Raw genomic sequence first — 12,626 nt, 5'->3', positions numbered from 1 at the left:
TCCGCTTTAAGTATCTTTTATTTTTTTGGTGCCGCGCCGGGTGCCGGTGCTGCAGGGCCCTGGGTTACCTTGCCCCCATCGCGTAGGCGCTGGAAACCTTCGGTAATTACCTTGTCGCCGGGTTTTATGCCTTGCATAATTATTACGTTGCTTTGTATGCGTTGCCCAAGCACTACTTTCACCTGGTGGGCCAGGGTATCGCGGCGGTCCTTAATGGTTTTGTCGGCTGCGGTGTCCTTAACCGTAGTATCCCTTACGGTAAACACAAAAAACTCGCCCATTTGCTCGGTAATAGCTTTATAAGGTATCTGCACGCGCTCACCCGAATTATCGTTCAGTACCTGCAATACGCAGCTCATGCCGTCGCGCAGTACATCATTGGCGTTAGGGAATTGTACTCGCACCTTTATACTACCGGTTTGGTTGTTTACACCACGGTCGATAGCGAATATCTTGCCGTTTTGGGCGTAGGTGGTGCCGTCCGAAAGTTGCAGCTTGAAGGTAGTATCCGATGCATGCTGCTGTATCTTATAAAAACGGTTGATGTCCTGCTCGTTTATTACCACGTCTACCCCTATCGGGTTCCCTGTAGATATGGTGTTCAACAGCGTAGTGCCCGGCGTAACCTGCGCGCCAAGCTTTACCTGCGATATACCTATACGCCCCGTAAACGGCGCGCGGATAGTGGCGTAAGAAAGATCGGTTGCGGCAGATGCCAAAGCGGCCCTGGCAACTGCTACCTGGCTCTGCGCGGTTTCGAAGGCCGCGGCCGCCTGGTCTACTGTTTGGCGCGCCACAGCATCTGCCTTCAGCAGCATATTGTAGCGGTCGATATCTTTTTGGGCCTTTACCAGGTTGGCCTTGGCGCTTATTAAGTTGGCGTTTGCCTGTTCGTAAGCAGCTACGTATTTGCGGCGATCAATTTCATAAAGCGGGCTGCCTTTGGTAACCACATCGCCTTCCTTAAAGGAGATGCCGGTAATAAAGCCGCCTACCTGGCTGCGCAGCTCAACTGTATTGAGCGCAACTGCAATACCCTGGTATTTATCATAATAAAGGGCTTCGGATTTTTGCGCTTCCACCACGTTTACCGGGGTGGGCGGCAGCACAGGTGCGCCCGTGCCTTTGTCTGAACTTTTGCATGCCGAAAGCGCCAAAACGCTTGCGGCGATAATAAAGGAGATATAGCTGTTCTTCATATGCTGTTTTTATTCGGCCTGTAGGGTGCCCAGTGCACGTTGCAGATCGATCTTGCTTGATAATAGTTGAAATAGTGCGTTGTAATAATTCAGTTCGGCGGTGCGCAGGTCTGCCTGCGATACAATTACGTCGAGGTAGGTTTTGATGCCCTCTCGGTATTGCAGGTCTACCACCTTATATACATCCTTGGCCAGCTGCACGTTCTCGCTCAGTACCTGCCAGTTGGTATAATTGCTTTTATAGCTGGCCAATGCCTGCGCATATTGTGTATTGATGGCGTTGCGGGTGTTCTCTATATCCAGATCGGTACGCTGCACCTGCAGACGTGCCTTGGCTAGGTTCTGCAAACGTTTGGTGCCCGTAAAAATGGGGAACGTAAGGCTAAGGCCCACATACGATGTTGGGAAACTGCTGTTATACAACTTGCTGAAACTATCATTAAAGTAAGCCAGGCTGTAGCCGCCGGTTGCGGATAGCGATGGCAAAAAGCCCCATTTATAATACCGTACATTGAGGTTCTGCAGGTTTTTGCTGGTCTCCAGCAGGCGGTATTCTATACGGTTGCTGTAGTTGATTACCTCGTTGGTATCTATCACGGCCTCGGCCTGTAAACGGGCAGAGTCGTACTGAAGCACCAGCCGCCTGGCCGGGTCGTAGCCCATTACCTGTTTAAGGTAGGCGGTTTTGCTTTTGATAGCTTCTTCGGTTTGCTTGTGCGATGCCAGCGCATTGTTGAGCGATATGGTAGCCTGCTTATAGTCGGTTTTATCTGCCACTCCGGCCTGGTAGCGGGCGGTGGCATCTTTCAGGCTACGGCGCAACCTCAGGATATCTTCTTTGATGATATCCAGCTGGCGTTGCGACAACAGCACATCGTAAAAGGCCTTGCTTACGTCTGATGCCAGGTCTATCTTACTGCTCTCGGTATTCTGTTGATAATACTGGCGCGAGTATTTTGATGCTTTGGATGCCAGCACCACATCATTATTATATAGTGCCTGGCTGGCGGTGAGGCCCAGAGTTGATACATTGTGCGCTATGGCCAGGTTTTGACCTGTACCATTGCCTGCACCGGTGGCTGCGCCTGTTGGCCGCTGAAAATAGTGCTGCACGCTGCTGCTGCTATTGATCTGCGGCAGCCATCCCGATAAGCCGATGTTGATGTCGCGTTCGTTTATCTGCTCGTCTATTATCGATTGCTTAAGCAATGGCTGGTTCTTTAACGCAAAAGCTATGCTTTGCTTTATAGTAAAGGAGGTGGTGGTATCGGCAGATGTTTGCGCAAATAGTAAAACGGGAAAAAAAAGTAGTATATTAGTGATATATATGCAGCTGTTTTTTTTCATAAAAATGGTGAAGCGGTAAAAAAACGGACACCGGAGCGAGGGGCCTCCGTTGATTCTTTATTTAAATAATAGAGTTCACGAATATGAGATTTTGCAGAAACAATAAGAAATTGGCAACAGGATTTTTACTTAAATAAGATAATTATTGCATTGCAACAGGCTTTTTTTGTTTTTTTATTACAAATTTCAAAATCGTGACATTGTTTAAATAAAATTTTAATTAATTTGCCTTATGATTGTGAATAGTGCTGTATTAAGATAGTGTAAAAAAATTTGTACATCTAATGCCGCAGATAAGCATATTCATGGTATTTTTACAGAAAATTTAAGAAGTGTTAATAAATGGTTAAAAAACTGCACGATAAGATTGCCCAGTTTCAGGATGCGAACATGATCCGCGCGCAGGGACTGTATCCTTTCTTCCGCCCTATAGAAAGCGGTCAGGATACTGAAGTTATGATTGATGGCAAACGTGTTTTAATGTTTGGGTCTAACTCCTACCTGGGGCTTACAAATCACCCTAAGATAAAAGAAGCTACCAAGAAAGCTGTTGATAAGTATGGCTCCGGCTGTGCGGGTTCGAGGTTCCTGAACGGCACGCTCGATATCCATATCGAATTGGAACGCCGCCTGGCTAACTACGTAGGCAAAGAAGCCGCGGTGTTATTCAGCACCGGTTTCCAGGTTAATCTGGGCGTGCTATCTTGTATCACAGGGCGTAACGATTATTTAATTTTAGACGAATATGATCATGCCTCTATTATAGATGGTACGCGCCTGTCGTTCTCTAAGGTTATCAAATACGCCCACAACGATATGGTAGATCTGGAGCGCAAGCTCAGCATTCTGCCCGAAGAAGCCGTAAAGGTTATCGTGGTAGATGGTATCTTCAGCATGGAAGGCGATATCGTAAAACTGCCTGCTATAGTTGAGCTTGCCGATAAATACGGCGTAAACATTATGGTTGATGATGCCCACAGCCTTGGCGTTATAGGCGTAAACGGCTCGGGTACCGCATCGCACTTTGGTTTAACCAGCGAAGTTGACCTCATCATGAGCACCTTCAGCAAATCGCTGGCCTCGCTTGGCGGTTTCATTGCCAGCGATTACGAAACAATTGATTATATCAAACACCGCGCACGCTCTTTAATGTTCAGCGCCAGCATGACCCCAGGCTCCGTAGCCAGCGTAATTGCCGCCCTGGATATCATCGAATCAGAACCGGAACGTATACAGAAGCTTTGGGATAACACCAATTATGCCGTTAAGTTGCTTACCGACGAAGGTTTCGACCTCGGCGCAACCGAAAGCCCGATATTGCCTATCTACATACGCGATAACGACAAAACCTTTATGGTAACCAATTACCTGCAAAACGCGGGCATATTTGTTAACCCGGTAGTATCGCCTGCGGTACCTTCAGATTCATCGCTGCTGCGTTTTTCACTGATGGCTACGCACACCTTTGAGCAGATAGACGAGGCTGTTGAGAAACTCATTGCTGCATTTAAAGCAGTTGGCGTACCCTTAAAAAAACTGGCTAATACCTCCCTGTAACGAGAAGTTAATTTTACTTTTATAAAATAAAACCATATAAAGCCGATACATTTGCACACCGCATTTGCATCGGCATTTATTTTTAAGCCCTCCAAAATGAAAAAAATAGTTTCGGTGAAATCAAAAAAAGAACTCGCATCTTTTATTGATTTCCCGCATGAGTTGTATAAGAACGACCCATATTACGTACCGGAATTATTTATCGCACAGCGCGACATCCTGACAACGCACCCCTTCCACAAGCATTCGTCGCTGCAAACATTCTTAGCTTACGATGGCGATAAAATAGTTGGCCGCATTGCCGCTATCCAAAACAATAACCACAATAAGTTCAACAATGTAAATGATGGTTTTTTTGGTTTTTTTGAATGCATAAACGACCAGGAAACAGCCAACCTGTTAATCGATACGGCTATAAAATGGCTTAAAGAAAAAGGTGCCGAAACCATTGTAGGCCCGGTTAACCCATCAACCAACGAAACCTGCGGCCTTTTAGTAAAAGGGTTTGATAGCTCGCCTATGGTGATGATGACCTACAACCCGGAGTACTATATCACGTTGTTAGAAAACGCCGGTTTCAAAAAACAAACCGACCTGCTGGCATGGCACTGGGACGGCCAGAATTATAACGATAAATCGTTGCAGATGCTGGATAGGCTGCAAGAGCGCCTTACGCGCAACAGCGGCATCACCATCCGCAAAATAAACCTCAAGAACTTTAAAGCAGAGGCCGATGCTCTGCGCGAGGTATATAATAAAGCATGGGACAAAAACCTGGGCTTCTTCCCCATGACTAATGAGGAATTCGATTACACCGCCAAAGATCTGAAGATGATATTGGATCCTGATTTTGCCCTGGTGGCCGAGCAGGACGGCAAGATAGTAGGCTTCGGCGTAGCTATTCCGGATATTAACCAGATATTAAAAACCATCAAGAAAGGCCGTTTGCTGCCTACAGGCATATTCAAGCTGTTGCTCAACAAAAGCAAGATACAAGGCATACGTATTATGCTGCTTGGCGTAATAGATGGTTACCGCAAAATGGGCATCGAAGCTTGCCTTTACGGCAGCATCATAAAAGAGTACAGGCGTAAAGGGCTTAAATATGCCGAAGCGAGCTGGACCTTAGAAAAGAACGATATGGTGAACCGTGCTATCGAAGCTATTGGCGGCGAGCAGTACAAAACATACCGGATATACGAGAAAACAATATGAGCGAACGGGTTTTAATAACCGGTGCGAGTGGGTTTGTGGGATATCATATTATACAGGAAGCGCTTAAGAACAATTTTGAGGCATACGCAGCGGTGCGCAAAAACAGCGATACCAGCCACTTAAGCAACCTGGGGGTGCCATTGGTGCACCTGAAGTACAACGATGCGGAAGCATTGGTGACAGAGATAAAAGAAAAGCGGTACGATTATATCATACACGCGGCCGGCGTAACCAGCGCGCGATCGCAAAAAGAGTTTACGATAGTAAACGCCGTGTTTGCTTACAATTTGGCCAAAGCAGCCGAAACTTGCGGCATAAAAAAATTCATATTGATAAGCAGCCTGGCTGCCGTTGGCCCGTTGAAGCAACTTAGCGGCATTATTACCGAGGGCACTACACCGGCCCCTATTTCGGCCTACGGTAAAAGCAAGCTGCTTGCCGAACAAAAGATAGCGGCCCTGCCCGCCCTAAACTATACTATTTTGCGTCCAACAGCAGTTTATGGCCCCCGGGAAAAAGGCATATTCCTTTTTATAAGGCAAATAGCAAAAAAAGGATTCGAGCCCTACATTGGTAATGTCGAGCAAAAAGTTAGTTTTGTGCACGCAAAAGATTTAGCTGCGGCAAGCGTAAAAGCATTGTTTGCACCGGCCAAAAGCACTTACAATATATCCGACGGTAATTTTTACAGCCGGTACGAATTGGGCGATACTGTTAAGGAAACGTTAAAATTACGTTCAATTAAATTTCATCTGCCTGTAAACTTTGTAAAAATAATTGCAGCAATGAACGGAAAATTGAGTTCTTTGCGCGGCAAGGCGCTAAGGTTAAACCCGGAGAAGATAACCGAATTGATAGCCGTAAATTGGGATTGCAGCATAGAAAAAGCAAAGGCCGAACTCGGTTTTTACCCACGCTACAACCTGCGCACAGGCTTAACCGAAACACTGGCCTGGTATAAAGAAAATAAATGGCTGTAAGCCTCTATTTTATATTAACAAACAAAACAATGAAAGGCTTATGGGCCCGCGCTTAACAAAACCCATGGCTGTTCATTATTCGATCTTTTAAACAACCAATACAAATGAAAATCAACATTAAACCTGCCAATGGTAAACTAGGTATCTTAATACCTGGTTTGGGTGCGGTAGCTACTACGTTAATTGCCGGCGTTGAAGCCGTAAAGAAAGGTATTTCCCAACCTGTGGGCTCACTTACACAAATGGGAAGCATCCGTTTAGGAAAGAGAACTGAGAACCGCCATCCAAAAATTAAAGATTTTGTGCCTTTGGCCAAATTGGAAGACATCGTTTTTGGCGGTTGGGACCTATATGAAGATAACGTTTACGAATCGGCTATGAACGCCAAGGTTTTGGAAGAATCGTTATTGAACCAGGTAAAAGAAGGTTTACAGGCTATTAAGCCAATGAAAGCTGCGTTTGATAAAAACTACGCTAAAAACCTTGATGGTACTTATGTAAAAACCGGTACCCGTTACGAGCTTGCACAGCAGGTGATGGACGATATCAAAAACTTCCAGGCAGAAAATGGTTGCGATCGTGTTGTTTTAGTTTGGTGCGGTTCTACCGAAGTTTACTTCGAAGGTTCTGAAATACACGAAACTTTAGCGGCTTTCGAGCAGGCTTTGATCGACGATGACAAACGCATCGCCCCGAGCATGATTTACGCTTACGCGGCTTTGAAGCTTGGCGTACCATTCTCAAACGGCGCCCCTAACTTAACCGTGGATATCCCGGCTATGATAGAACTGGCTAAGCTTACCCAAACCCCAATTGCGGGCAAGGATTTCAAAACAGGCCAAACTTTAATGAAAACCGTTTTGGCTCCGGGCCTTGCTGCACGTAGCCTGGGTGTACACGGCTGGTTCTCTACCAACATTTTGGGTAACCGCGATGGTTTGGTATTGGACGATCCGGATAACTTCAAAACCAAGGAAGTATCAAAACTTGGCGTACTGGAAGATATCCTGCGCCCTGAGGATAACCCGGAATTGTACGGCGAGATCTTCCACAAGATCCGTATCAACTACTATCCGCCACATGGCGATAATAAAGAAAGCTGGGACAACATCGACATTTTTGGCTGGTTAGGCTACAAAATGCAGATCAAGATCAACTTCCTTTGCCGCGATTCTATCCTGGCTGCCCCTATCGCTTTAGACCTTGCTTTGTTCAGCGATATGGCAAAACGCGCCAACATGAGCGGCATACAGGAGTGGTTATCGTTCTACTTGAAGTCGCCGCAAACCGCGCCGGGCTTACATGCCGAGAACGATATCTTCAAACAACTCATCAAGCTGGAGAACACCCTGCGTTACCTGATGGGCGAAGATTTGATTACCCACCTGGGCCTCGATTACTACGACGATATGTTTGCAGAAGCATAACATTTGCTATAAACGCAAAACAGAAACAGGTTAGGCAGCATTGCCTAACCTGTTTTTTTTATTTTACCTTTGGCCCACCCTAATTGCCTGCACAGCAACAATAATCTTACCCTTCGATTATTTATGAACTTTGCAACACTACGGTAGCATTTTCTGCGTATATAGTAACAATTATCCGCTTCGGCCGTCTATCTACCCGGTTATAAGCATAGCAACATTCTTTCCTGATGACGGTATAAAGCTGTTTTTAATGGGGCAATTTTGAGGTAGCAAGGCGTAAGGACTATGATATGTACCGATTTTTGACTTTTTGACCACAATAGTCTGTAGGGTTTTTTACTTACCTTTGGCTTTGTATTTGTGTAACGAGCATGTTTACTAAATGATTTGTAAAAACACTTTTAAGCGTTTATTTTTTATTGCACTTTTATTTGTAAGCACAACCTTAGCTGCACAAAATACGGTAGTAACGGGCGTTGTTACCGATGCCGGCAATAAGAAACCCCTGGGCTTCGTTAGCGTTAGTTTTACGGGCAGCACCATCGGCACCAATACCAACGATGCGGGGCAATTCAGCCTCCGCTCGGCAAAGCCATACTCGCAGTTAAAAATCACTTACCTGGGCTATAAAGATGCCGTAGTGGCGGTAGTGCCCGGCAAAGAGCAGGTAATAAATATCAAACTGTTCCCATCCGCACAGCAACTTAACGAGGTTACTATACAAGCCGGCAAGCGGCCCAAATACACTAATAAAGATAACCCTGCCGTTGAGCTTATACGCAAAGTTATAGCCAATAAAGACAAAAACCGCCCCGAGAACTACAATTACGTAGAATACAAGGAGTACGATAAGATGCAGTTCTCGCTCAGCAACCTGTCTGATAAGATATCCGAGAAAAAATTCTTCCGCAAGTACAAATTCGTTTTTGATAATCGCGACAGTACCAGCTACGCCGGCAAAAATCTGCTGCCTATTTACCTGGTAGAGAAGCTTTCGCAGGTGTATTACCGCAAAAATCCCGAGGTTACCAAAACCGTGCTACTTGGCGAAAAAGGCGTAAATTTTGGCCCTGCCGTTGATAACGAAGGCGTTGGCCAGTACTTTAAGCACCTTTACGAAAAGGTTGATATTTATACCAACAGCATATACCTGCTGGGCCGCCAATTCATGAGCCCGATTGCCGATGCTGCGCCTACCTATTATAAGTTTTTCATTACTGATACCATCACCACGGCCGATAACAAAAAACTGGTTCAACTGAGCTTTACACCCCGAAACACCAACGATGTATTGTTCGAGGGCGATATCTATATCACGCTGGATGGCAACTACGCGGTGCAAAAAGCCGGGTTAACCATCAACAAAAACATCAACGTAAACTTCGTGCGCTCGATGCATGTAGATCAGGATTTCGAGCTGAACCCCGATGGGCGCTACCACCTTAGCAAAAGCAACACTTACGCCGATTTTGGCGTATCGGCCAAGCGGAAGGGCGGCCTCTTCGGTATACGTACGCTTACGTATAAAAATTACATTACCAATAAATACCAGCCCGATGTTTTATATACGCCCGATATAAACCTGGAAGACGACGAAGTAAAGCACCGCAGCGACCAGTTCTGGGCCGAGAACCGCCTGGATACATTGACCGCTGCCGAATCTAAAGTGTACAAGAATATCGATAGCCTTACGCATATGCCATCATTCAGGCGGACGGCAGATTTGGTTACGCTTTTGCTTGCGGGTTATAAAGGCTTCGGCAAGTTTGAAGTTGGGCCGGCCAGTACGTTCTACAGTTTTAACCCTATCGAGGGTTTCAGACTGAGGATAGGCGGGCGCACCACGCCGGAACTGAGCAAACGCTATTATTTTGAGGGCTACGGCGCTTACGGCTTTAAAGATGAGCGCTGGAAATACATGCTGGCTGCCACTTATTCGTTCAATGCCAAAAGTGTTTACAAATTCCCGCAGAATTACCTCCGCGTAAGTTTTCAGCGAGATACTAAGATACCCGGCCAGGAGCTGCAGTTTATATCAGAAGATAACATTCTGCTGTCGTTTAAGCGAGGCACCAATGATAAATACCTGTATAACGACCAGTATAAGATTGATTACGTGCACGAGTTGGAGAACCACCTGTCGTTCAATTTCGGCGGGCGCAAATGGGTGCAAACCCCGGCAGGTTCGTTGTTCCCCTTCCAGAACGGGCCGAGCACCATATTCAACAACCTGACCACTACCGAGGTTTCGGCAGGCATCAGGTACGCGCCCAACGAGCAGTTTTACCAGGGGAAGCTGTTCAGGGTACCTATCATTAACAAGTACCCTATCTTGAGCCTGGATTATACCGCAGGTTTTAAGGATGTATTGGGCGGACAGTACAGCTACCAAAAATTCAGGGCGCGTTTCGATAAGCGCTTTTATATCGCGCCGTTCGGTTTCTCAGATGTTACGCTGGAGGGCGGCCGTATCTTCGGCACCGTGCCTTATCCCTTATTGGATATCCATCGTGCCAACCAAACCTATGCCTACGTTATCGATTCGTACAACCTGATGAACTTTTTGGAGTTCGTGAGCGATAGGTACGCCAGCATCAATATCGATCAGCATTTCGGCGGCTTCTTCTTTAACAAGGTGCCACTGTTCAAAAAACTTAAATGGCGCGAAACTGCGTCGTTCAAAGCATTATACGGCGGCTTGGGCAACAATAATAACCCAACGCTCAATTCGTCGGTTTACCAGTTCCCAACAGACGGTAACGGCGTGCCCATTACTTATGCACTTGGCAACAAACCTTATATGGAAGCAAGTGTTGGTGTTGAAAACATTTTTAAGTTCATAAGGGTTGATTTGGTGAAAAGGCTTTCGTACTTAGACCATCCGGACGTTGCCCCCTTTGGCGTTCGGGTGAAAATAAAGTTCGATTTTTAATTATTTGTAGTATTTTATTTATTTTTATTCTGAAATGGAACAGCATACATCTATACGCACCAGCTTACAGCTTGGGATATATAAAATTATCGATCCGTTTGTTAAGCTGCTGATTAAACTTGGCTTAACCCCCAATGCCGTTACTTCTATCGGCTTTATTTTGAACGTAGGCGTTGCGGCGATATTTATCGTAGGCGGCGAAGACGGCGACCGCGCTAACCTGAGCTATGTAGGCTGGGCCGGCGGGCTTATACTTTTTGCGGGCCTTTTTGATATGCTTGATGGGCAGGTAGCACGTTTAGGCAATATGAAATCGGTATTCGGCGCCTTGTACGATTCTGTGCTTGATCGCTACTCGGAGCTGATCATGTTCCTGGGCATATGTTATTACCTGGTATCGCACCACTATTTCCTCAGTTCGATATTCGCTTTCATTGCCCTAATAGGCTCTATGATGGTGAGCTATGTGCGTGCCCGTGCAGAAGGCCTCGGCGTAGAATGCAAAGGTGGCCTGATGCAACGCCCCGAGCGCGTAATTACCATAGCGGTATTTGCAATTGCCTGCGGTGTGGCCTCAAACTACATCGGCGGCGATTATAAATTATGGATACCGGGCATACGTTTCCACGTGTTCGAAACCATGTCGATATTCACGTTCCCGATAGCCATACTGGCCGTGCTAACAAATTTAACAGCCTTTAAACGCCTGGTAGATGCCAAGAAAGCACTATCAGAGACCGAAAATGAATAAAAGCGCGGCGAAGCAGTCCATTGTTTTCCTGGTACTATTGGTAAGCATGTGGCATAACGCCGCCGCGCGTGCTATCAGTACCCTGCAAACAGATACATCAAAGGTGCGCAAGGCTGCGGATGGCCGCGCATACCCTACCCCGCCGCCTAACAGCAAGCGCTTATTTTACCTGCAGCGCTCGCCCAACATCAATGCCTTATCTTATGATATTAACATTGATGCCGGCACCGGTAAAGCTAACGAGGAAGCCCCGATACATGTATATTGGCTGAGGTATGCTGAAGGGAAGGGAGAACCCTCCGAACTAACTTTTGTACAGCGCAAATTTGCGTATGGGGTAACTGTGGATAAATTGAGCGACGATAAGTATGATATCAGAATTATGTCATACAAAAAATTTCCTCTCACGCTGATGAGGGGTGCTGACGGAAAATATCATATCTTCGCAACTGTAGCAAAAAAACAGCTAATCCTTCAAAGTATTTTTATCCAGATTGACGGAGGCTCTGTGTTTGCTCCAAACGTAACATATATTGAAATAAAAGGTGTAGACCCCGTGACAGGTAAAGAAGTTACAGAACGTTTTAAACCTTAACTGCTATGGCAAAAAATTTTGTATCAAATTCACAGGAATCTGTGAGGATGTTTAAGAGTAACTTTTTAGAGAGCTTATCAAAGGTGCATTTTTTTGTGCCCCTTATAATCTTCATACCCGTTATTTTGGTATGCAGCTATTTTGCATACGACAGGAATATCGGCGCGCTGAACTATATCTGGCTGTTTTTGTTCGGCCTGTTCATATGGACACTTACCGAATACATCATGCACCGTTTCGTGTTCCATTTTGTGCCAAAACAGGGCTGGGCATTGCGTTTGCACTTCATTTTCCATGGCGTGCATCACGATTACCCCAGCGATGCCAAGCGTTTGGTAATGCCGCCATCGGCAAGCATACCGCTGGCCACCGGCTTTTACTTTTTGTTTAATGCCCTGCTGCCTGCAAACTATATTTTTGGCTTTTTCCCGGGTTTTATATTGGGTTACCTGGCGTACGATATTTCGCACTACGCCATACACCATTTCAACTTCAAAGGCTCGTTTTGGAAAAGGATAAAACAACACCACATGCTGCACCACTACCAGGACCCTACCAAAGGTTATGGCGTAAGCTCTCCGCTGTGGGACAAGATTTTTAATTCGGATTTTATTAAGAAGTAG

10 protein-coding genes are annotated in these 12,626 nt (G+C 45.9%); 8 read left to right on the top strand and 2 right to left on the bottom strand.

Going from position 1 to position 12,626, the window contains the following annotated elements:
- Positions 1-17: 17 nt before the first annotated feature.
- Together AC1DXC_RS20100 and AC1DXC_RS20095 are read right to left on the bottom strand one after the other, a co-directional pair.
- Positions 18-1,199 carry an efflux RND transporter periplasmic adaptor subunit gene (locus AC1DXC_RS20100; RefSeq protein ID WP_477460972.1) on the bottom strand — a complete coding sequence of 394 codons (1,182 nt, stop codon included), beginning with the start codon at positions 1,197-1,199 and terminating at the stop codon, positions 18-20.
- Positions 1,200-1,208: 9 nt separating this feature from the next.
- Positions 1,209-2,546 carry a TolC family protein gene (locus AC1DXC_RS20095; RefSeq protein WP_477460971.1) on the bottom strand — a complete coding sequence of 446 codons (1,338 nt, stop codon included), beginning with the start codon at positions 2,544-2,546 and terminating at the stop codon, positions 1,209-1,211.
- A gap of 342 nt (positions 2,547-2,888) precedes the next feature.
- Here AC1DXC_RS20095 and spt point away from each other — a divergent pair, with 342 nt between their 5' ends.
- The 8 genes from spt to AC1DXC_RS20055 all read left to right on the top strand — a co-directional run bounded on the left by spt (position 2,889) and on the right by AC1DXC_RS20055 (position 12,626).
- Positions 2,889-4,103: a serine palmitoyltransferase gene (spt, locus tag AC1DXC_RS20090; RefSeq protein ID WP_477460970.1), complete on the top strand. Its 1,215-nt coding sequence runs from the start codon at positions 2,889-2,891 to the stop codon at positions 4,101-4,103.
- A 96-nt stretch (positions 4,104-4,199) separates the two neighbouring features.
- On the top strand, positions 4,200-5,318 hold the full coding sequence (locus AC1DXC_RS20085) for a hypothetical protein (RefSeq protein ID WP_477460969.1): 1,119 nt from the start codon (positions 4,200-4,202) through the stop codon (positions 5,316-5,318).
- Positions 5,315-6,298, top strand: a complete 984-nt coding sequence (locus AC1DXC_RS20080) for an NAD-dependent epimerase/dehydratase family protein (protein WP_477460968.1) — start codon at positions 5,315-5,317, stop codon at positions 6,296-6,298. Before AC1DXC_RS20085 ends, AC1DXC_RS20080 begins: the two co-directional genes overlap by 4 nt.
- 104 nt (positions 6,299-6,402) lie before the next feature.
- A complete protein-coding gene (locus tag AC1DXC_RS20075; protein ID WP_477460967.1) occupies positions 6,403-7,725 on the top strand; it encodes an inositol-3-phosphate synthase in 1,323 nt (440 codons plus the stop codon).
- A gap of 382 nt (positions 7,726-8,107) precedes the next feature.
- Positions 8,108-10,657: a DUF5686 and carboxypeptidase-like regulatory domain-containing protein gene (locus AC1DXC_RS20070; protein WP_477460966.1), complete on the top strand. Its 2,550-nt coding sequence runs from the start codon at positions 8,108-8,110 to the stop codon at positions 10,655-10,657.
- 34 nt (positions 10,658-10,691) lie between these two features.
- A complete protein-coding gene (locus AC1DXC_RS20065) occupies positions 10,692-11,408 on the top strand; it encodes a CDP-alcohol phosphatidyltransferase family protein (protein WP_477460965.1) in 717 nt (238 codons plus the stop codon).
- On the top strand, positions 11,401-12,003 hold the full coding sequence (locus tag AC1DXC_RS20060; RefSeq protein ID WP_477460964.1) for a DUF4833 domain-containing protein: 603 nt from the start codon (positions 11,401-11,403) through the stop codon (positions 12,001-12,003). Before AC1DXC_RS20065 ends, AC1DXC_RS20060 begins: the two co-directional genes overlap by 8 nt.
- A gap of 5 nt (positions 12,004-12,008) precedes the next feature.
- Entirely contained in the window at positions 12,009-12,626 is a 618-nt protein-coding gene (locus AC1DXC_RS20055; protein ID WP_477460963.1) for a sterol desaturase family protein, read from the top strand.

Source organism: Mucilaginibacter sp. P2_D11, assembly GCF_056404435.1.
The sequence above is the reverse complement of the archived record's forward strand: the minus strand, read 5'-3'. Positions and strand labels throughout refer to the sequence as shown.

What these genes read in the sequence shown, in the direction of transcription:
- AC1DXC_RS20060 (WP_477460964.1), top strand. Translation starts at nt 11,401, where the DNA reads ATGAATAAAAGCGCGGCGAAGCAGTCCATTGTTTTCCTGGTACTATTG.
- AC1DXC_RS20085 (WP_477460969.1), top strand. Translation starts at nt 4,200, where the DNA reads ATGAAAAAAATAGTTTCGGTGAAATCAAAAAAAGAACTCGCATCTTTT.
- AC1DXC_RS20080 (WP_477460968.1), top strand. Translation starts at nt 5,315, where the DNA reads ATGAGCGAACGGGTTTTAATAACCGGTGCGAGTGGGTTTGTGGGATAT.
- AC1DXC_RS20070 (WP_477460966.1), top strand. Translation starts at nt 8,108, where the DNA reads ATGATTTGTAAAAACACTTTTAAGCGTTTATTTTTTATTGCACTTTTA.
- AC1DXC_RS20095 (WP_477460971.1), bottom strand. Translation starts at nt 2,546, where the DNA reads ATGAAAAAAAACAGCTGCATATATATCACTAATATACTACTTTTTTTT.
- AC1DXC_RS20055 (WP_477460963.1), top strand. Translation starts at nt 12,009, where the DNA reads ATGGCAAAAAATTTTGTATCAAATTCACAGGAATCTGTGAGGATGTTT.
- AC1DXC_RS20065 (WP_477460965.1), top strand. Translation starts at nt 10,692, where the DNA reads ATGGAACAGCATACATCTATACGCACCAGCTTACAGCTTGGGATATAT.
- spt (WP_477460970.1), top strand. Translation starts at nt 2,889, where the DNA reads ATGGTTAAAAAACTGCACGATAAGATTGCCCAGTTTCAGGATGCGAAC.
- AC1DXC_RS20100 (WP_477460972.1), bottom strand. Translation starts at nt 1,199, where the DNA reads ATGAAGAACAGCTATATCTCCTTTATTATCGCCGCAAGCGTTTTGGCG.
- AC1DXC_RS20075 (WP_477460967.1), top strand. Translation starts at nt 6,403, where the DNA reads ATGAAAATCAACATTAAACCTGCCAATGGTAAACTAGGTATCTTAATA.